Genomic DNA, 20,773 nt, shown 5'->3' with positions numbered 1-20,773 from the left:
ATGAGTTATGATTCACTTCACCCGGAGTATGGCCCGCACTGGACTGGCGTCGCCGTCAATAATCGGCAAGGGTAAGGCGATAAGTTCGTAATCCCCGTCAGGGACGTGGCTGAGAACGATTCCTTCCAATATGTGAATGCCTTGCTGATGTAACGCGTGATGCGCCTCCAACTCCTTGCTATCAATCGGATCGACTGAAGGAACGTCCACCCCCAGCAACCGTACGCCACTTTCTTTCAAGTAATGCGCCGCGTCAGGACTCACATGAGGAATCACATGGGGAAACGTCTCCTTCTCCTGCCAAGCGTCCGTACGGATGAGCAGCCGCTCCACTCCCCGCAAGTCATGGGCGGACAACTCCGCTTTGCCGATGCGGGCGCAATCCGGCAGATAGATGACGCGCGCTGGCCCCATATAAACGGACAAATCGAGTTGATGCGTTTTTTTCCCATCTTCATCAAAATGATAAGGTGCATCGATGTGCGTACCGGTATGGGTACTGAGTGTCAACCTTCCGACATTGACCGATCCGCTTTCATCTTTAGTCCATTGTAAGCCAAACTGATAGGGGGTATCCCCCGGCCACACCGGCATGCCATTGACAAGGGGCACAGAAATATCATACCAATCCATTTATGCCACGACTCCTCGCTCGTTGGGAAATTGTTCGTATGTCTTATCTGTCATGATTCGCTTCAGCCGATTGACCGCTTCCCATACTTCCACGAAAGAGGTGTACAGGGCCGTCGGTGCCAAGCGGATCACATCAGGCGCGCGAAAATCGGGGATAACTCCCTCCTCTTTCAACGCTTTGCAAATCCGGACAGCATCAGAATGCACCAGTGCAACATGGCCTCCCCGCCGCTCATCCTCCCGGGGGTTGGCAATCTCAAACCCCATCCCCGTAAGCCACCCATCTACCAATGCCATCAAGTAGCCGGTGAGGCGGAGCGACTTAGCCCGAATCCGATCTATGCCTGCCTCAGCAAACAATTCGAGCGATCCCGCCATGGGCGCCATGCTCAGGATATGGGGAGTGCCAATTTGAAACGCTCCCGCATCCCCTGCCGGGATAAAGGTGTGCTCCATGTCAAATTGGCGCTCTTTATCTGAGCCGAACCAACCCGCCAAACCTGGCAATGCCGGCAAATGTTTTTCATGGACAAACAACCCGCCCACGCTGCCGGGTCCACTGTTTAAGTATTTATACGAACACCAGACAGCGAAATCGACACCCCAGCGGTGAAACTCATGCGGCATGGCTCCGATGGAATGGCAAGCATCCCACCCGATCACGATTCCCCGCTCATGCGCCGCTTTTGTCACCCGCTCGATGTCCAAACGCTGACCACTCCCATACAAAACCGTGGGCAATAAGACCAACGCCACCTCATCTGTCAGCTGGCGAATGATCTCCTCTTCATCCAACAGGCGGCCATCCCTGCTTTGGACTTGAATCAGATGCGTTTCAGGGTCCAACCCAAACAGCCGCAGTTGGCTTTGTAGTGCATAAATGTCCGAAGGGAACGTGAGGGCATCGGCCACAATTTTGGTACGTTTGCCTTGTGGGCGGTAAAATGTCGCAAGCAATTGGTGAATGTTCACCGTCGTCGATCCGGTTACAATCACTTCATGCTCTTTGGCACCGACGAGGGGAGCCAAGCCGCCCCGCAACGATTCAGCCAGGAAAAACCAAGGTCGTTTGCCCTGCGTCCAACCGTCAATGCCGTAGCGTTGCCATGACTCCAACTGGGCATGCAAGGAAGCTTCCGCCCGTTTGGACATCAGCCCCAACGAGTTGCCGTTCAGATAAATGGTGCCTTCTTGGATGTAAAATTCTTGGCGAAAGCTGGACAGCTCGTCTGTCTGATCCATTTTCTCCGCCCATTCGCGTGTCAGCGGATCTCTTGCCATGCGATCACCCCGCTCGTTAGAATTGTGTCCGAACATCCCACAGCTCCGGAAAAATCCGTTGTTCCAGTACCCCTTTAAGATAAGGAACCCCGGATGATCCACCGGTTCCCCGTTTAAAGCCGATGATGCGCTCCACTGTCTTCATGTGGCGGAAGCGCCATTGCTGCAATCCGTCTTCCACATCCATCAATTTTTCCGCCAACTCATATAGCTCCCAATACTGTTGTACATCTTGATACACGGCCATCCAGGCGGCAGCGACGCTCTGGTTTGCTTGATACGGCTGAGTGACATCCCGCTCCAACACGGCGCGATCGATGGAAAATCCCGCTCGTGCCAAAGCCCCAATCGCCGCGTCGTAGATGGACGGGTCGTGCAAAACCTGGGTCAACCGTTCCAGCAACGCCGGGTCTTTCTCATATATCCGCAATAGTTCGGCGTTTTTGTTGCCCAAGCGAAACTCGATTTCCCTATACTGAAAAGACTGAAATCCCGACGCTTGACCCAATTTGTCGCGAAACGCCAGATATTCGGTCGGCGTTAAGGTGGACAGCACATCCCATGCGTAGATAATTTGTGACTGGATTTTGGATACGCGACTCAACATCTTGAAAGCGGTGGCCAAGTCATCCTCATTGATCCGGGTGATTGCTGATGTCAATTCGTGCAAAAACAACTTCATCCATAATTCACTGGTCTGATGGATAATGATGAACAGCATTTCGTCATGATGCTCCGACAACGGAGTCTGGCTGGACAGCAAACGGTCCAATCGAAGATATTCTCCATAAGTCATGCGCTCTCTGAAGTCGATGACAATCTGTTCGTCCAACGTATGTCGCTCCCTGTGTTCCATATCTTCGTCTCCCCGGTTCATCACTCAGCTTCCACTGACTCTTCGTTCTCCATCAACTACGCTATGCTACGCTCCACCCTATTTTACAATATTGGCAACATTCCCTCCAAACACAGGCGATGACACGTTAAAGCGGCAACGCTCCCCTTTACGTCACTTGATCCCCGAATCCAGCAACGTGATTTTACATTGAGCGACCGGAAAAAGCTGAATTTGAAGCGTATCGGGATCCCGAAGTGCCAAAAAACTCCCGTCATTGGAAAAGTTGACGATAAACCCTTTCACCACCGTCCCAGCATATTCAACAGACACCATATCATAAGGTTTCACTAATTCCCCCAGCGCAAACGGCTTCTTCTCCAGCGGCGTCTCCAACGCAAACTGCAACTGGTAACGCTTGTCGTACATCTCCATGCACCGCGCCAACCCTCTGATCCGGTAAAATTCTTGCGTAACGCAGGCAACAGGCAGCTTAAACTTCTCCTGATGACTTAGGACGGTTTGGGTCTGATCTGTCACTTCGTCCAACAACACTTCCACATGTCCCGACCGCTCTTTGTAGTCATAGATCAATTGTGCAAACAAAAAAGGGATCTCCACATCCGACACAAACAACCGCCGCAACAGATACGCTTCTTTTTTCCACACAGTATCACTTCTACTTCCTGTTCGTTCTGTCTTCTCTCTCCATTATAATGAAAGGCAAGCCCAAGATGTCCATATTGAAGTAGCTGCCCTGCCGACCCCGCTGTTATTTCCGTTTGCCACTGCTCCATAGTCGGCCAATGATCCAGCCTCCCCCAATAACCAAGAGCAACAACAAAATTAGAAACGCGCTGAGGCGCAGTAACTTCATCACCAGCATGAGCAAGATGAGCAGAGTCACCAATGACCAAGTAAACCATCTCCGTTCCATCGATTCCCTCTTTTCTTTCGCGAATTTCTCTCCAGATAGCGACGACTTCAGTAGCTCGCCAAAATAAATTGAATAATTTGGATATTATCACTTAAAATAGGATTAGAGAGATATCCATCCAATGTTAGGGCGGGGAGACATGAACAAACTTCTTTTATTCACTACTTGGGATTACTGGAAAAGCTGGCACGCCCATGGCTCGGCCATTCCGGCCTGGACTGAGGAGCATGCCGGTCCTTACGAGGTGTCGGTTGAATTTGATGCTTCCTACATCGGCGAAATGACGGACAAAGGCCTGTTTATCATCAGCAAAAAAAAACCGAATGCAACCAGCCAAATTCACCTTTTCACCAAGTGGGATGCGTTAGACCTATGGCGGCGCGGGGAAATCCAGCGCCTGAATTGCTGGACCAAAGACCATGCAACCCAGTTTGAAGTATTAACAAGCTTCACCTTTGATGAGATCCATGAACATACATATGGTGGCATGTTTATCGCCAAAAGACAAGAAGAAATCTTCACTTATCCCAAATTGGAAGAGGTATGATATGTTCACACATCGATTTGAACAAGAAATCTTGCTCATCCAGCGCGATATCCAAGACTGCGAGCGGCAGATCGCCTTTCATCAGGATGAAATGCAACGCGCCCACCGGCACGGAGAAACGGAAATCGAACGTTTTCACAGGCAGGAGCAATTGCGTTGGGAACGCAAACTCCGCGAATGCACCCGCGACCTGATTCAAGCCGAACAACGCCTTGAACTGGCCAAACAAGAAGAAGCTGCTTTTCTCGCCCGTGACTCCGACGCCAGACAAGCCGGCCGGAGCCGCAATACGTGGAGTTGACAAAACCCCCTTCACCCGCATGTGAAGGGGGTTTTGTCAACTGAAAGCAATTTGGCCCGCTTGATACCAGCAAATACAACATCACAGGGTTATGTCTATATGCCTAGCTCTGTTTCGCTCATTACCGTCTCGCAAATGTGGCACAACCATTTTTCTCCCACTTTTTCTACTTGGCCACCTGGCGCATGACAACATGGACACAAGTCGACTTTTTTCTTTTTCCCCACCCCGTCGCGATCCCAAAACGCAATAACTGCCTGTAATCTCACTAAGCCTGTCATTACGTTTCCCCCCTTGCTTTTCCTGATATAATTATAACATTCTGACAATTATGGAAACAAGTGGGAACTGTCATTTTTTGTAAGTTACTGGACTCGCGCCATCGATGACAAAACCTTACACCCGCCAACAACAAATGTGGTAAACACCGCTCCATATGAAAATTGTTGAAAGTCAGCGAAATGTAGTAAGATGACTGCGAGAATCATATCAACATCATTTAGAAAACCTCAAAGCGGAGGAACAGATAATGGGTATCGCTTTAATCACTGGAGCTTCAGAAGGCATTGGCAGAGAATTGGCCACACTATTTGCCGCCGCCGGACATGACGTGGTCTTGGTTGCGCGCGATCAAGCCAAATTGCACGCTGTGGCCCAATCTTTAAAAAAGAGCTATCGCATTCAAGCACATATCATTGTCCAAGATCTCGGCCAACCGCACGCAGCAGAAACAGTGTATCGAACATGCCAAACAAACGGGTGGGCCATTGATTATCTGGTGAACAATGCCGGATTTGGTTTATTAGGCCCTTTCACAACCACCGACCTGTCTGTGGAAACCGACATGATCACAGTCAATGTGACCGCCCTGACGCAATTAACCAAACTGTTTGTGCCACATATGGTGGCATCCCGATCCGGCCGCATCCTACAAGTGGCATCGCTGGCATCTTTCATGCCGGGGCCGCTAATGTCCGTCTATTACGCGACGAAAGCGTACGTGCTCTCTTTTTCCGAGGCGCTACAAGAAGAGCTCCGCGGCACGGGTGTTACTGTTACCGCGTTGTGTCCCGGCCCCACTGATACGAAATTTAAACATCGCGCCAAGATGAACAACCCACCGCATGTGGACAAAAGCACTCTCGATGTCCGCCGGGTGGCACAGGCGGGCTTTAATGGCATGATGAAAGGGCAAACTGTGGTTATCCCTGGACTAGCTTACCGCTTCTTTATCTTCATCTGCCGGTTTCTGCCACGCGGTTGGATCGCTCGCATTGTCCACTTTAATCAAAAGCAACGCCTGTAAAATATGTCTGATGATCTTGCAAGCTGACGCAGGCAAGGCGGCGGAGACATCTTTTCCATATCAGCGCCAAACTATTTAGGCATGCCTTAGACCAAAGGCAGATCAGCCCCTACCAACAAAACTATATACTTTTATTCCGAAATATTAGATAATAATTCTAGTTTGATAATTGAAAACTTTTCAGTAAACCGCACAAGGAGGGTGCTCATTTGCGAAAGGTGAAGTTCAATCTTGCTCTTCTCGTTGCTTTCACACTGGTATTAACAGCTTGTAGCCAACCGGCGGCCACTTCTGCTCCAGAATCACCTGAGCAGTCGAAAGCATTGGAATTGTACAGTTGGTGGACCGAACCACACGAAGAAGCGAGCTTAAATGCCTTGTTGCAGGTGTTCAATCAGCAACATCCCGATGTCAAAGTAACCAAGTCGGGGGTACCGGGAAGTGCGGGTACCGGTTTCCAAACGAAGATCGCTGCCCGCATAAACAACAATCATCCTCCTGATACTTTTCAAGTCCATGGTGGGGCGGAGCTGACCGCTGGCTTGGCGGCTGCTGGCAAACTGGAGCCCCTTAACGAGTTGTTCACTCAACAGGGCTGGATCGACACCTTTCCTGCTTCCCTTGTTCAAATGGTCAGCAAAGAAGGCAATATCTACGCTATTCCCGTCAATGTCCACCGTAGCAACGTGCTTTGGTACAACGCATCCGTTTTCAGCCGATATGGATTGAAACCACCAACTACATTTGATGATTTCTTCGAGGTAGCTGAGCAACTCAAGCAAAAAGGGGTGACACCCTTGGCCTTGGGTAGCAAAGAGACGTGGCCTGCCACCCAGCTATTTGAATGCGTCCTGGTGGGTACCCTGGGTCCGATTGATTACAATAAATTGTGGAGCGGTCACATCCCCTTAGATGATCCCCGTATCGAACAAGCATTCAACACTTACAAAAAGATGCTTTCTTACGTCAATCCCGATCACGCCACCCGTGATTGGCGCGCCTCGGTACAGATGGTAGGCAAAGGGGAAGCCGCGATGACCGTCATGGGCGATTGGGCCAAAGCGTATTTATCCCACGAGCTAAAATTAAAAGTAAACGAGGAGATCGGCTTTGCCACCGCCCCCAACACCAAAGGAATCTTCGTAGCTGTCGTGGATGCTTTCGGGCTGCCCAAAGGAGCCAAGCACCCCGACGCCACCAAAAAGTTCCTGGAAGTGGCTGGGTCGATCGACGGGCAAGACGCACTCAATTTGCACAAAGGATCGATTCCCACCCGTTTGGATGCCGATATGAAAAAGTACGACGCCTACAGCAAACAAGCCATGGAAGATTTCAAACAGAATCATTTCTCCCCCAGCCTCGCTCATGGATCGGCCGTTCCCCCTGCGTTTTTAACTACTTTGAACCAATTGCTTCAACGCTTTGCAGCCGACGGGGATGTAGACGTTGCGCTCTCCGCCTTCAAACAAGCGGCGCGCGCAAACCAGATTGGCACAACGAAATAAGCAAAAGCCAAAGCGATTCAAATTGGGATCGCTTTGGCTTCTTCCACTGTCCCCATCGTTTCCGATTTTTATTATTTTTACACATAATAATATATATTTCATAATAAAACCATTCTATTACGCTTGCATACCACTTAAACTAGAAGTATACTGGATGTACCAAAAGGGGGATTCTAATGCAAAAAATCGCAGTTGTGACGGATAGTTCGGCAGACCTATCGACAGAATTTGCAAGAAAATTCAATATACATGTTGTTCCGTTGCGCGTCATTTACCAGCACGGCGAATACCGTGATGGGATCGACATTACTCCTGAAGATGTGGTAGAACGGTTAGACCAAGAAATACCTACCACCTCCATGCCCTCGCCTGCAGACATGGCCCGATTGTTCCAACAATTGGAGCAAGACGGATTCACCCATTGTATCGTCATCCCCGTGTCCCCCAGCTTAAGCGGCACATACAATACCTTCCGATTGATGGCTAATGATTACTCCATGAAAATCGATGTAATCGATTCCAAAGGTGTTTCCTGGATCATCGGCTTCCTCGTATTGGAAGCGGCCAAGCTCGTCCAGGAAAATTGGCATTACCAGGATATTCTGAACCGTTTGGAAGAAGTGAAAGAGCGTATTAAAGGCATCTTTATCGTCGATTCACTTGAGTATCTGCAAAAAGGCGGACGGATCGGCAAAGTGGCCGCGGCGCTTGGTTCCATGCTCAATATTAAGCCAATCATCACCTTTGACCATGAAGGGAAGCTCACCCCGCTCACCATGGCGCGCGGCAAAAAGCAAGCGTTGAAGAAAATGTTGGAGCCGATTACTGAGCAGATCAAACAGGCCAAAGCAAGCATCGCCATCGTGCACAGCAAAGCCGAACAAGAAGCGGAGGCGTTAAAAAAACAATTGCAGGAATACGAGAACATACTCCATCTGCACATCAGCTCCATCGGCCCCGCCTTGTCCGTGCATGCCGGTCCGGGATTGCTCGGCATCGTCATCAAAGGCGAAGAATAGCTGAAGCCTTCTGCCTTTTGCGAACGAAAGGGATGGTCAGGCCTACCTCCGCAAATCGGGAGGCAGTTCGTTCATCACTTCGCTCACATATCATATCAGACCCTTTGTCAGGGTTGTTTATCGCCTGAACCATCCATCTCTGTGAGAGAAAGGATGGTTTTTGTTCGTTCACTCACCCGCTTTCCACCCAAATGTCAGCCCCATTTTTCAAGATACCGGGTCAGTGTTTGCAACGGCCAGATCAATGGGTAACTATGGTACGTTGCATAAAATTGTCCCGCAAGCCCCGCTCCCACCGGATACCGCCACTGCCATGAGTTGGGCTGTTCCAACAGCGACAGCAAACAGGCCATTCCGCGCTCAATCACCAGAGTCGGCTGTTCATGGTACGAGATCAAGGCATCAAGGGCCCATGCCGTTTGCACCACGGTTGATCGCGGCAATCGGATGTAAGTCCGTTTCACATCGCTTTTGCAGGATTCTCCCCAGCCACCATCTTCGTTTTGTTTAGATACCAGCCATTTGAGTGCTTTTTTAATCATCGGCTGATGACGTGGCACACCCACCGCCGCCAGTCCAGTCAAAGCCGCCCACGTGCCATACAGATAAGCGATCCCCCAACGGCCAAACCATGAACCGTCCAACCGCTGATGGTGATACAGCCAACTCCAAGCACGACGCACCTCGGGCCGGTCAATCGTCCAACCGACATGCTCGCCCAGAAAACGTAACACTCGTCCGGTTATGTCTGCACTAGAGGGGTCTCCCCACACTTGTTTCCCTTCTTTCAGTGGTATCAGAGACAACCACCGTTTATCCTTATTCTTCTCAAAAGCCGACCAACCGCCATCATCATTTTGCATCGACAAAAGCCAAGCCAAGCCGCGCTCCCACGCTTCTCCCTCGGCTCCTTTCCCACGCAACGGAGACAAAGCGCTTAGGCTCGCCAAAGTGTCGTCAATATCGGGATTCATGGTATTACTGCGAGAAAATCCCCACCCGCCCGGACGGACACCGGGATTGTCGCGCGCCCAATCTCCAAGGCGATCCTGTTGCATGGACAACAAAAAGCGGGCACCGCGCTGCCACGTGTCGCTGCCTTGCTCAAGCCCGGCCATTCCCAAGCTTTGCAACACCAATGCCGTGTCCCACACCGTCGATGTCGCTTCTTGAATATGTGTTCCAGTCGGTGTTGAACAAGCAAATGAAGCCAATCCTCCCATTGCGCGTCGCACTACAGGATGGTGTTTTGGAAAGCCCAAGGACAACAACGCAAAAATCATCAGATAGGTGCTGGATAGGTAACTGTACAACGTGCCGTCCCCTTCGATTCGGCTCAACATAAAATCCCGTCCCCATCGCACCGCCTTTTCATGCAACTCTCGCCGAAGCGCCGCTTGTCGACGAATCTCTCGCATCGTCACTTCCAAACTCCACCCATCCGGTAGCAGAGCTTGATCGCTTGGCAAAGACGGTGCTTGCGGCAACCACTCATCAATCTCCTGTTTCCCCGGCAACTGGACAGAAAACCGACGATCCGCCGCCAGGATGGCCGGAGCTACATGTACCCGAGCGTAACCCACCAAATCAAAAAATTGAATCGGACTCCAGCGGGGCATCAAAAAAAACTCCACCGGCACTCTCATCCTGAACCCCCATTGTTTGTGACCAAACAAACTGAGCGTCACCTTGGTCAAACTCCCCGCACGGCTCGACCCGCCTTGCTCCAACAAAAACTGGCGCGCCCGCTTCATCCGTGGATCGCTCGGATCTTTGGCTCCTGTATAGAAAAGAGCCAAACACGCCTCCAATGTCGCCGACACGTTACCCTCCGACTCATCGGGATAGGTTTTCCATGTTCCCTCATCGGTCTGGTTGGCTAACAGACGTTCAATCAAAGCCGGTTGTAACCCGTCTGCCTCCATCCCAAGCACCTTAAGCAACAACAGATAATACGCATCGGTCATCGGCCCGCTTTCAAAGCAAAAGTTCCAACTCCCGTCCGCGGACTGGGCAGCAAGCAATTGCCTTTTTAATCTCTCCCTTTGTTCTCTGATCCGTTCTATCACGAACCTCCCCCCTCTTCCACCATCCCTCCTCTCTAACTTATTCACAGAAAGCGAAAAAACCACTCACTCCCCCTTATAAGGGGTTCTGGAGGCAAGCTTTGTTATGGCAACCGCTTGCCCCTCTTGTCACCCCGGCTTAAGAAACAGTGAGTCGTTCCAGTCCACTCAACCACTGTTCAACCTGCTTCATCCACCGCATTTCCTCCCATAAAGTCGCCATATTCCCTCTCTCTGTCCACAGCCGCATGACTTGATCCGGGTCGACCCATTGCCACTCCACCAAATGGGGATGCTCTTCCAACCATTGTTTGCCCGTCCATACACGCAAATGCGACGGAATCCATTCTCTGCGGCCAACCGTGGCCGGAGAGCTGGCGAACGGCGCGGGAAGATTAGCGGAAAGGCCCATCCATCCGCTCAACAACTGCAAGGACAAAGCATGCTTTTTGGGAACGGAAATAGCCACTTCCAACCATTCCCGACTCAAAGCCGGATACAAAAAGCGCAATCCTTCTTCCCGCCAAAACGGGGTGTAAAACAAAGCATCCTCCTCATTCAACCAGCTTTGAATCGGCCACAAGCGAGAATGACGCGAACGCAACTCAAGCTCACGCGCAAGCAACTGTTCTTTGGCTCTTTTACTGAACAGCGTCAAAGCGGGAAACAATGCTTGCGACCACGGCTGCTTGTTGCGCCACCGTTCCCAGTGAATAAAAAGCGCAGGCCTTCTCGCCTCCGTGCTACCTGCGGCAAAAACCGCATCATAACACAACCGTGTCACCCGATCATGTACGCATTGTTCTCGCCAATAATGAAGATGTGGCGCCGCGAGACGAAAAGATGGAAGCCATGTAGCAGGCAGATAAGCCTTGGCAGTGGCCTCCCATTCCAAAATAACACAGGGCACTTCCGCCAATTGTGAAATACGCTGAGCTTGCGCAAAAGCAAGCTGTGTGTCCCGTTCATTGATCATATAGGCTACCAACGGGCCGGAGAATGGTTTCAACAAGGAAACGGTAGCTGGCCCCTGTTCGCCGTCACTAAGCAGTACGCCCATTTTCTCTTCCCGGCGCCCTGGTTCACGCCAGAGCAACCGTTTCACCATCGCATCGTGCAAGTAAGACATCAGATCTTCGGTACGCCATTTCATCAGATGCGGTTGCGGAGAAGGAACGTCAAACGTACGAACCCGGATGCGTTCATTTTCATACTCGGCCAATCCCCCGGCGGGAAGGCGGTGTATGTCACGGTAGAAAGAAGCCGTTTCCGGCAAGCCCCCGTGCAAATAAGAATCAAGCACCCGGTCGGAATCCACCTGCGCCAACACCGAACGCCCTGCTTCAAGCAGATCGGGCACCGCCATGCCCCACAGCCATTGCCGCCCCCGCCGCCGATAATATAAAGGGGATTTGCACAAAAAACTGCGATAGAAAAACCCTTTTCTCTGATGCCGGTTAAAGTAAACCAATATGAACGGCCCATCCATTTTTTTCAGAAATCCATATCCCCGTTCCACTAAATTCGTCAATGCACGCCAAGCTTCAGCCTTGCATCCCTCGTTTAAATATTTTAAAAATAAATGAATTTCCGGCGACTGGCAGCTCCAAACCTCACCAAAAAACTGCACCTCGCTCCGGAAAAAATACGGGTCGACGATTCCCTTCACCACTTGCCCATCATCCATGGCGACTCAATCCTTTCGCACGCGCTATTGCCGCACCTCTTCGCCTTGATGTTATGAAACCGCAAAAAAGCACAGCCAACTTTTGCGACTGCACCTCCCTCCCTTCCATTATATCAAATAAAAAAAGACCTATGAAAAGGTCCTCATCAATTCGCTATATTCTATTATCTTCTCTATGTAACCCATCGGTTTTGGTCGGACCTGCCAGAGGATACGTTGCCAAGATTTATATCAAAGGATTTTTTCGTTTCGCGCTATCATAGAAGCAACAGTGGTAAAAAGGGGAAACGTTTCAGAGATGAATGGATGAATGGCTTGTGGAGTTTGTTCTTGCGTTCCTTGCAGTCTAGTAATCAAAATGATAAAACATCAATGCCTTATTAAAAAATCAACCAAAAATATCGAATGAACGCCCAGCAAAGATTTTTACACCGTCTTGCACTTCTGCCTCGATCAAATCCATCAGCGGCAAACGAATCACTTGCCCGTTTTCTGTTTCAAGTTGCAGGGTTTTGACGGAACGCCGCGAATGATGATGAATATAGCAGGTGACCTTGACATCCGCGCACTGGCTTTTTTCCTTGTCCATCGGCTGATTTTCCAGTAATTCAACCTGTGAACGCTGTTTTAGATCCGACAGAAACGGTTGGACTTTTTCCATTTGACCCTCTACTTGTACCTTCAACATATGAAACACCCTCCCGGTATATTCTCTCTTTGTTTTTCTCACACATATTAATAACTGTTACTGATACCAGTTTATAAATCTCTAAGACAATTTGCAAATTAATAAAAAATCACAAATGAGGGCAGGGTTTATGAAGATATTTGCCTAATTAAATAAATATCCCTCAATTTAGACAAACATATGCATTGGCAAGTTGCACATTTGCATAAAAAGGAAGGGATTTTCCTCCTAATCCACAAAATAATTTTTTTTAAAAACCAGGAGGTGAAGCTTTTGTTACCGCTTGATCACGAACACGCCGCGCGGCTGATCAAGAAAAAACGCAAAGAACTAGGGTTGCGACAAAGTGATTTGGTGGATGACTGCTTAAAACTGCATGCCATCAGAAAAGTGGAGAAAGGGGAAATTGTGAGTGAGGATATCATTATCCGCATTTGCAACAAACTGTCCCTCGATCCTGAACATCTCTCCGAATCGTATGAAAACGTACGCGATGGCGAGGAACAACTGAAGTTTAAGCTATTTGCCATCGAACATGACATAGACATGGTGGGACCAGAAGAAGGATTGGAAGAGCTTCGCAAACTAGAAATCGACAATGACCACCCTTTGCAGGCTTGGCATTTGTTTTTAAAAGGCAAATACAATGACCGCAAAGGACACTGGAAGAAAGCCCAAGCCCAATATCTGAAAGCACTCAGCATCATCAACCAACATCCTGAATTGGAAACGTCCAACCTGAAAGCTTCCACTTATAACGAGTTGGGCCGTTGCTGTTACTATCAAAACGACTTGGAACAAGCATTGGCATACATTGAAAAAGGATTGGAAGCCTACCATCCAGACCCAGACAGCGACCGCGATTATATTATATACATCCTCAAGACGTCGAAGGCTATTTATTTGGAAAAGCTGAACCGCAATGAAGAAGCCATGCGCACCTTGGATGAGATGTGGGCGGACATCGGCAAGATCGACAGCATGGAAATCCGGCTGATTATGTACGAAGTGCATGCCCAGCTTCTCATCAAGCAACAATTGTATGAAAAAGCCGTCGAATATGCCACCAAAGCGATCCGCATGGCGCGTTTGGATCAAAACGTGGATCGGTCATTTGAATTATGGACAGCTCTGGGTGAAAGCTTCAAAAACGCCAATGAACCCTCCAAAGCGGAAATATGTTTTCGGACTGCTTTAAAATTAGAGAAAAAAGTCAGAAAAAAAAATATCTTGGTATCTACCTATACCAAATTGGGTGTGCTATACTTAGAGTCAAAAAAAATCACCCTCGCACAACAAGCTTTGGAAAAGGCCGTTCAGCTCGGGCAACGGACCAACGACGCATTGAAATACTGCACTGCACTCACTGCGCTGGGAGATTGCTACATGTCGCAGAAGCGAACGAATAAAGCGCGGGAATGCTTTCAACAAGCCCTTCATCTTGTTGAACGCCACGCGCTGAAAACCAATGAACCCGAGGTTCTGGTAAAGCTGGCCCAATGTTGCGAAGGGGAAGATCATGAAAACTACGAGAAATACAAAAATAGGGTATTTCAGTATTATGTGGAACATTATGTGAAAGGAGGGGATTCGACATGAAGCTTCGCGGCCACGGCGAACCACCTCAAGCATAAAAAGCATTTCATAAAGAAGCAGTCATGTCTCTATGACTGCTTTTTATACATTTATAGTATAACATTACCGACCATAGAAAATGAATACATCCTCACAATCTTTTTGAAAGCATCATGCAGAGCACCCACCTAGTAAAGCCCAGCAGGTTGGTGGGTACTGCTGAAGGTTATTTCCGCTCAGCCAACTCCGTCCATTTCGTCTGCAACGCTGGTGGCTGATATTGCTCCATCAGCGCCAACAACCGAGCGGGGGCACTCTCGCAAATCACGATTTGCCCATGGTCTTTCGGAAAAAAGCCCTCACTGACAGCCTTTTGGATCATGTCCAACACCGGTTCATAATAGCCGTCAATATTTAGCAAACCAATCGGCTTCTTGTGAATGCCGAGTTGTCCCCAGCTCAACACCTCAAACACTTCTTCCAGTGTGCCGTAGCCGCCAGGCAAAGCGATAAAACCATCAGACAGCTCCATCATCTTCGCTTTTCGTTCATGCATATCCGCTACTTCGATCAATTGGGTGAGTGATTGGTGAACCATTTCACCCCGGAACAAGGCCGTCGGCATCACGCCGATCACTCGGCCCCCCCCTGCCAATGCGGCTTCGGCCACTGCCCCCATCAAACCTAAGCGCGAACCCCCATAGACCAACTCGATTCCCCGCATCGCCAAGCATTTTCCCAATTCCCGAGCCGCTTCGCGGTAAAGCGGTTTGTTGCCGGGATTAGAACCTGCATACACACATATCCGTTCCATTTGCATCCTCCTCCGATTTCCCATCATATCTTGCTGTCTCTGTACTGATTTCTAAATTCTACCAAACCACTTTCTGATTGACAACCATAAAATGGAAAATGGCTTCCGATGCTTACACAACGAAACAAGAGGCGGAAAATTCCGCCTCATCCATGCTTCCGCACTTTTTTTGCCGCTTCTCGATATTGAGTCATATCTTTTTTTTGCAACTGTTCCAAAAACAGGGCAAGGGAGGGTTTGGGAAAAGCCTCTAGTAACCACACCCAGCCTTGAAAATCCACTGCAAAATCAAATCCCAGCATGCGTTGTCGCGGAAACGACGGCGACAATCTTTCTGCCGCACGAATGGCCAGCCGAGTCATCGTGTCCGTCAAACGTTGCACATCGGGAGAACAGATGTTGGACTCTTCCAGCGCCGTTTGAAGGCTGAGGCGATCTTCCTTAAGCTTCTTGCGCTCTGTCGCTTCTTCCGCCATTACCACGATCATCCCCAGCACTTGCCACTCTGCCTGCTTAGGTTCTATGCGGTGCGTCAGCACCCGTACCTCAAAGGGTTGTCCGCGCACTTCCGCTCGGGGTATGGCCTGTTGCAACAAATAAGGAGTTCTGGATTTATGCATCAGCCGTTGCAACCGTGGAAGCAACTCTTCCGTCGGAATGCGAACGGATTTCATGTCCATGCGCCATTCAGCCCATTGGCAGTCGATCCTCTGCAAGCGGATCTCTCTTCCGCCTTCTTTTCTACCTGTCGGTTTCAGCACCAATTCCGGATACCGCCCCCACATCCAATGAAAACTCTCCGCATTCAACAACCAGGTCTCCGGCAAATGGTCTTCCATGATCTCATCATGAAGGAGAAGCTGATAAACCCCATCCCATTGAACCCCGACCTTTTTCAAATGCATCCTCCCTTTTCTATAAACCTATTAATAGGATATGCATCCGTTTGCTGACGGCGACGGACAGGCTCCCAGATACAGGGCCTGATTTCTATGCGGCAGGATCACCAACTTCCATCCGAGTGAAGACCATGTCCCCAGTCTCAGTCTCTTTCATCTCAATGGCTGACACCAACAAAAGCTAATCTCCCAACCGCTGAATAATCAGAGGGGACATCATCTCCAGTGTCAATAATGACACCCGCTTGACCGTTCTGATTGGCAGGTACACCTCATTCCTGCACTTGGGGGGCTTGTCCTTTTGTCAATCCATGTCGTTTCAAGAAAAGTAAGCCTCCGACTCATTTGGTCCGTGCATAGGATTGTCTCCATCGGGTCGTCACCTGAACCATGATGATGTTTGAAAAGCCACATAACAAATGAAAATGATCTGACCACTTGTCCTTTGGTGTAAGCCACGTTTTTAAGGAGAATGCACGGGTGGTCTTATTACAATGTAGTTGCTCCCCCTAACTCTATTCCCAAAAACACATGGTCGTGACACATCTTTTCGGTGTTTCTGCTGCCCTCAAGAAGCGAAAACACGACGCTACCCGGTAAGCTACTCACGGGTGGTCGTTTCCGCTTTCCCCTCGGAAAGTCAGGCGCACGGGCACCTCTTGACCGGTGATGCGGCGATAGTACTTGGCGATGAGCGAATCCAACTCACGCTCCCGGGCCATCTGCCATACGGCCGGATTGGCAAACACCACTTCGATCTGTTGCCGTTCCACTCGCCATTCAGCTTGCCCGAACCAAGTCGCCGCAGCAGGCGTGTGCGCTTGTTCGATCCATTTTTGAATCCAAAACCGGTATTTGGCCAAGATGACCTCATGGTTTAAACGGTCATACTGAAAAAAAAAAGAGACCTTCACTTCCGGTTCAAAGTGCTGTCTCACGCGCTGTTGCAAGGTTTGCCATATCTCCGGCTCAAGCGGTTCCCCCGCGTGGAGGTGCACGTGCCACGTCCGCTTGGCCTGATCCACCCGCACTTCTTTGATGCGGGCATGAGCCAATTCGCGTTCCAACCATTCCGGCGGCAATCCCACTTCCGTAAACAATTGCCGCAATGCTTTGCGCCCTTGGTCCATTCTCATCCCTCCATAAGCGCTTCTTATTTTCATTCTAACAGATGTTCGCATGCCGTAACCAGAACACGCCCACACCCTCTACCCAGCCATGAAAAAAACCGCCCACAAAGGGCGGAATGCTACGATCTTTTTACCCACTCGATCTCATCCACATGGCACGGATGAAATGCATGACACTCGCTCACCCGGTTGTGCTTGTCATAAATCACAACCATCCGCCCCGTCTGGCGGGTCAATTCTCCATACACAGAAACCGTGTGCGCTCCGGTTTGCGATTTTTCCCACATACAATCCATCCCTAGCTGTTTTAATGACCATTCGACATCGCGTTTCTCCCGACCCACCGGTGCAACTCGCATCAACTTCCGGCTTTGTACTTCTTCTCTCAATCTCTCCTGCCTCTCGTGCATGAAACTTCCCATCCTGCGTCCCTCCTTGATCCGAATCAGAGAATGATGCCCGGTCAACTCTCTCATCAAAGATCAACCATCGGCAAATTCATAAGATTCAGCATTATTCCGTCATGCGTAAGGCCAATGCTTTGCCAAACCATCAGCGCTTGTGCAAGAGCACATCAAGCAATCGGTTTTAACAGCGGAATAATCAGGTATATTTATTTAAAAAAAGGAGACAGACCCATGGTATTCAAAAAATTTATGGCCAAACTCGGCAAAGGCGGAGCCAAAGTTGATCTTATTCTCGATAAAGAAGAATATGCTTCAGGTGAAACGATCCACGGAGAATTAATGATACTTGGTGGGGCTGTTGCGCAGGAAATCAACAAAATCGATATTGATTTTGTGGTTCAACTCCATGGCAAAGAACAAATTTTCACTCATCTGATTGAACGTTTCCCTTTCCACGAGGCGTTCACCATCCAACCTGGGAAACAGAAAGTGTTGCCTTTTACTTATTCCTTACCCACCAATCTCTTGCTGTCGGGCCACGCTATCTCTTACACCTTTATCACCCATTTGGACATCGCTGAAGCGATTGACCATAAAGACCATGATCCCGTCATCATTCAAGCTCCTCCTCGATTGAAGCAGGTGTTTGCCGCCCTGTCTGAACTCGGATTCACCGAAAAGTACAGCTCGCGCTCCTTCGACGGGCATTTGCAAGAGTTCAAGTTCGCACCCACCTCCCTATTTTGCGGCGACATCAAAGAGCTTGAGTTTGTCGCCAAAATAGAGGATGAGAGCATCCATATGTTGATTGAAGTAGATATCCCTTCATTTATGTCCAAAAAAGAGGTCAAACGAGACATCTACCTGGACAATCGTCTATTGGAACAGGGCTCAGAGTTGACCGATCAGCTGAAGCAAATCATTGCCGAAATGATTTCCTCCCCTTTATCATTTGCGCATGACAAAAAAACGTTTTACCACAACTACCATCAAAAGTGGTCCCGGTCTACGGGAGCGATTGGCGGCTTTGCGGCGGGTTGGCTTGCAACCGAACTGTTGGAGGATTTGTTTGAAGACGCTCTTACGGACGGCTCGGAAGCAGATAAAGACGGCTTGTTCGCTTTTTCAGCAGAAGAGGAAATCGATTAGAGAGTAACGCCACGGAAGCCTTGTTGCCGGCCCGATCACGGCTTCCGTTTACGGCGGTTCTCCGATTGATCCGTTCTCAGGCTTGTCCTTGTTGCAAATGACTTGAACCATGTTTGCCAAGGCATTTGTGACAACGATGTTTGACCATCCGCATGCATCCCCAAAAACAACATATCTTTTATAAATTGATTAACAATACTATAAATTCCTTCTTGTTTTTCGGAAAAACCAAAGATTCCCCTGTCACAAAACAAACGACCATTCCCCTGCCCGGAGAACAGTCGTTTTGTATTACACAGCCACGTCCCGCTTGGTAAAAGACACCCAAGCCACTGCATGAAACAATAAAAAATGCAGTACCAAGATGACGACAGAAAAACCGACGCTCATCCCCGGGAACGGGATCGGCTGTCCCGCCTCATACTGCCCCAGGTCCAGATTGGCCGCCAACAGGTATTTACCCCATTCCATCTCAAATGATTGGAGGATTCCCACCAAGAACATACCAATGAACTTCAGGAATATGCTCAAGCCGATTCCCAATGAACTGCTGCGGGAGACGGTGGAAACAGCAAAGGCCAAAGTTACCATCATCACCGTTTCAATCAAATAATATCCATACTCAGCCAGGATCTGACCACCGATCTGATCGAGGGGACCCCATCCGAAAAAGACTAAACCGAACAATAAACTCGCGACAAAAAATAAAACAAGACAAAACACGCTGAACAACACCGCGGCCGCATACTTGGCGTACAAGATTTTGGTCCGGTTGGCGGGGCGAATGAGCAACAGCTTGATTGTTCCCCAATTGAACTCACTGGAAACGATATCCCCGGCAACAATCATCGACAAAACCAACGGCAAGATAAGCAGATAACTACATTGATACGCAAACCCCCACAGGTCGGAACCAACTTGGGATGCAGAAGCCACATATGCCAAAAACAGGGCTGTCCCAAAAACCAAGGCGATCAGGGTTGCCAGCAAGACCGCAGTCCGGGGTCGCACAAATACTTTGAGCCACTCATTTTTGACCAACCGTACAAACTTACCCAACCGTCTCACCTCCCGTGATCTCCAGGAAACGGTCCTCCAACCGTTTTTCCAGAGCCTTGATGGCATATACTTTTACACCGTTGGCCACCAGTGCGGCATTGAGATCGGCGATCTGGGCTCGTTCCAATTCCATAGCGAACCCGCGCGGCGCTTCCGTCCACGGTTGTGACCAACCTAATTGGCAAAGCACATCCGCCACACGGTCCAAACGGTCCACTTCAAATTCCACCGGCATGGCGCCTGTCTGCTCCGTTCCCCACTCATCCACTTTTTTCACATCAATCAACCGGCCATGCTGAATAATCGCGACTCGGTCACACATTAACTCCATTTCAGACAATAGGTGGCTGGAAACCAAGACCGCAATCCCTTCTGACTGGGCCAACCACCTCAAGTAGTCGCGCAACTCGCGAATGCCAGCGGGATCCAACCCGTTGGTCGGTTCATCCAAAATCAACAGCGATGGCCGATGCAAAATCGCTTGTGCCACACCCAGCCGTTGCCGCATACCCAGCGAGTACGTTTTGACCGGTTCATCAATCCGTTCGTCCAGCCTCACCAGCGCGATCACTTCTTCGATCCATTCTGGAGAGACCCCTTCCACCATATTGGCAAAATGCAAGAGGTTTTGATAGCCAGTCATAAACTTGTACAGCTCCGGATTCTCCACAATCGCTCCTACATGTTGAATCGCTTCTTCAAACTGTTTTTGCAGACTGACTCCGTTGATGAACACTTCCCCTTCAGTCGCGGCCATCAACCCGACAATCATGCGGATGATCGTCGTTTTTCCCGCTCCGTTGGGGCCCAACAGACCAAAAACCTCACCTGGATTCACATCAAACGAAACGCGGTCGATGATGGTTCGTTTACCGATGGTTTTGGTTAAGTCTCGTATGCGAAGCACCGGAGTCGTCGGCATGTTGTCACCTTTC

General features: G+C 49.5%; 22 protein-coding genes. 7 read left to right on the top strand and 15 right to left on the bottom strand.

Going from position 1 to position 20,773, the window contains the following annotated elements; all coding sequences use genetic code 11:
* Positions 1-12: 12 nt before the first annotated feature.
* The 5 genes from kynB to EDC32_RS16205 all read right to left on the bottom strand — a co-directional run bounded on the left by kynB (position 13) and on the right by EDC32_RS16205 (position 3,686).
* Entirely contained in the window at positions 13-633 is a 621-nt protein-coding gene (kynB, locus tag EDC32_RS02225; protein ID WP_132219844.1) for an arylformamidase, read from the bottom strand.
* Positions 634-1,950: a kynureninase gene (gene kynU, locus EDC32_RS02220; RefSeq protein ID WP_246026823.1), complete on the bottom strand. Its 1,317-nt coding sequence runs from the start codon at positions 1,948-1,950 to the stop codon at positions 634-636.
* On the bottom strand, positions 1,931-2,770 hold the full coding sequence (kynA, locus tag EDC32_RS02215) for a tryptophan 2,3-dioxygenase (protein ID WP_132220893.1): 840 nt from the start codon (positions 2,768-2,770) through the stop codon (positions 1,931-1,933). The genes kynU and kynA overlap by 20 nt, the downstream gene beginning before the upstream one ends.
* A 153-nt stretch (positions 2,771-2,923) precedes the next feature.
* Positions 2,924-3,418, bottom strand: a complete 495-nt coding sequence (locus EDC32_RS02210; protein ID WP_132219843.1) for a hypothetical protein — start codon at positions 3,416-3,418, stop codon at positions 2,924-2,926.
* Positions 3,419-3,521: 103 nt separating this feature from the next.
* The gene (locus tag EDC32_RS16205) at positions 3,522-3,686 is read right to left on the bottom strand and encodes a hypothetical protein (RefSeq protein ID WP_158283195.1); all 165 of its coding nucleotides are present in this window, start codon (positions 3,684-3,686) and stop codon (positions 3,522-3,524) included.
* Between the two features lie 139 nt (positions 3,687-3,825).
* Between EDC32_RS16205 and EDC32_RS02205 the strand changes: the two genes are divergently transcribed.
* Positions 3,826-4,233 carry a hypothetical protein gene (locus tag EDC32_RS02205; protein WP_022735790.1) on the top strand — a complete coding sequence of 136 codons (408 nt, stop codon included), beginning with the start codon at positions 3,826-3,828 and terminating at the stop codon, positions 4,231-4,233.
* Position 4,234: 1 nt separating this feature from the next.
* Entirely contained in the window at positions 4,235-4,534 is a 300-nt protein-coding gene (locus EDC32_RS02200; protein ID WP_022735789.1) for a hypothetical protein, read from the top strand.
* Between the two features lie 95 nt (positions 4,535-4,629).
* On the opposite strand, the gene EDC32_RS02195 is transcribed toward EDC32_RS02200, so the two are convergent.
* Positions 4,630-4,815, bottom strand: coding sequence for a hypothetical protein (locus tag EDC32_RS02195; protein WP_022735788.1), 186 nt, complete (start codon positions 4,813-4,815; stop codon positions 4,630-4,632).
* Between the two features lie 248 nt (positions 4,816-5,063).
* Between EDC32_RS02195 and EDC32_RS02190 the strand changes: the two genes are divergently transcribed.
* From EDC32_RS02190 to EDC32_RS02180, 3 genes are all read left to right on the top strand, one after another.
* The gene (locus EDC32_RS02190) at positions 5,064-5,840 is read left to right on the top strand and encodes an SDR family NAD(P)-dependent oxidoreductase (RefSeq protein ID WP_132219842.1); all 777 of its coding nucleotides are present in this window, start codon (positions 5,064-5,066) and stop codon (positions 5,838-5,840) included.
* A gap of 209 nt (positions 5,841-6,049) precedes the next feature.
* The gene (locus tag EDC32_RS02185; protein WP_132219841.1) at positions 6,050-7,345 is read left to right on the top strand and encodes an ABC transporter substrate-binding protein; all 1,296 of its coding nucleotides are present in this window, start codon (positions 6,050-6,052) and stop codon (positions 7,343-7,345) included.
* 176 nt (positions 7,346-7,521) lie between these two features.
* Entirely contained in the window at positions 7,522-8,364 is an 843-nt protein-coding gene (locus EDC32_RS02180; RefSeq protein WP_132219840.1) for a DegV family protein, read from the top strand.
* Between the two features lie 194 nt (positions 8,365-8,558).
* Here EDC32_RS02180 and EDC32_RS02175 read toward each other — a convergent pair whose 3' ends face one another.
* From EDC32_RS02175 to EDC32_RS02165, 3 genes are all read right to left on the bottom strand, one after another.
* A complete protein-coding gene (locus EDC32_RS02175) occupies positions 8,559-10,433 on the bottom strand; it encodes a terpene cyclase/mutase family protein (protein WP_158283194.1) in 1,875 nt (624 codons plus the stop codon).
* A 136-nt stretch (positions 10,434-10,569) separates the two neighbouring features.
* Entirely contained in the window at positions 10,570-12,117 is a 1,548-nt protein-coding gene (locus EDC32_RS02170; protein WP_132219838.1) for an asparagine synthetase B family protein, read from the bottom strand.
* Positions 12,118-12,505: 388 nt separating this feature from the next.
* On the bottom strand, positions 12,506-12,805 hold the full coding sequence (locus EDC32_RS02165) for a hypothetical protein (RefSeq protein ID WP_022735782.1): 300 nt from the start codon (positions 12,803-12,805) through the stop codon (positions 12,506-12,508).
* A 273-nt stretch (positions 12,806-13,078) separates the two neighbouring features.
* Here EDC32_RS02165 and EDC32_RS02160 point away from each other — a divergent pair, with 273 nt between their 5' ends.
* On the top strand, positions 13,079-14,404 hold the full coding sequence (locus tag EDC32_RS02160) for a helix-turn-helix domain-containing protein (RefSeq protein ID WP_158283193.1): 1,326 nt from the start codon (positions 13,079-13,081) through the stop codon (positions 14,402-14,404).
* Positions 14,405-14,606: 202 nt separating this feature from the next.
* Here EDC32_RS02160 and EDC32_RS02155 read toward each other — a convergent pair whose 3' ends face one another.
* From EDC32_RS02155 to EDC32_RS02140, 4 genes are all read right to left on the bottom strand, one after another.
* Positions 14,607-15,194, bottom strand: coding sequence for an LOG family protein (locus tag EDC32_RS02155; protein WP_132219836.1), 588 nt, complete (start codon positions 15,192-15,194; stop codon positions 14,607-14,609).
* 146 nt (positions 15,195-15,340) lie between these two features.
* Positions 15,341-16,099, bottom strand: a complete 759-nt coding sequence (locus EDC32_RS02150; protein WP_132219835.1) for a YheC/YheD family protein — start codon at positions 16,097-16,099, stop codon at positions 15,341-15,343.
* A gap of 599 nt (positions 16,100-16,698) precedes the next feature.
* On the bottom strand, positions 16,699-17,223 hold the full coding sequence (locus EDC32_RS02145; protein WP_158283192.1) for a PolC-type DNA polymerase III N-terminal domain-containing protein: 525 nt from the start codon (positions 17,221-17,223) through the stop codon (positions 16,699-16,701).
* 119 nt (positions 17,224-17,342) lie between these two features.
* Entirely contained in the window at positions 17,343-17,645 is a 303-nt protein-coding gene (locus EDC32_RS02140) for a hypothetical protein (protein ID WP_132219833.1), read from the bottom strand.
* 216 nt (positions 17,646-17,861) lie between these two features.
* Here EDC32_RS02140 and EDC32_RS02135 point away from each other — a divergent pair, with 216 nt between their 5' ends.
* Positions 17,862-18,779 (top strand): sporulation protein, encoded by a 918-nt coding sequence (locus EDC32_RS02135; RefSeq protein ID WP_158283191.1) that lies wholly within the window; start codon positions 17,862-17,864, stop codon positions 18,777-18,779.
* Between the two features lie 291 nt (positions 18,780-19,070).
* On the opposite strand, the gene EDC32_RS02130 is transcribed toward EDC32_RS02135, so the two are convergent.
* Together EDC32_RS02130 and EDC32_RS02125 are read right to left on the bottom strand one after the other, a co-directional pair.
* Positions 19,071-19,838, bottom strand: coding sequence for an ABC transporter permease (locus EDC32_RS02130; protein ID WP_158283190.1), 768 nt, complete (start codon positions 19,836-19,838; stop codon positions 19,071-19,073).
* A complete protein-coding gene (locus EDC32_RS02125; RefSeq protein ID WP_132220891.1) occupies positions 19,831-20,760 on the bottom strand; it encodes an ABC transporter ATP-binding protein in 930 nt (309 codons plus the stop codon). Before EDC32_RS02125 ends, EDC32_RS02130 begins: the two co-directional genes overlap by 8 nt.
* Between the last annotated feature and the right edge of the window lie 13 nt (positions 20,761-20,773).

Source organism: Laceyella sacchari, from assembly GCF_004343255.1.
Lineage (GTDB): Bacteria > Bacillota > Bacilli > Thermoactinomycetales > Thermoactinomycetaceae > Laceyella > Laceyella sacchari.
This window is presented reverse-complemented; position numbering and strand designations above follow the sequence as displayed.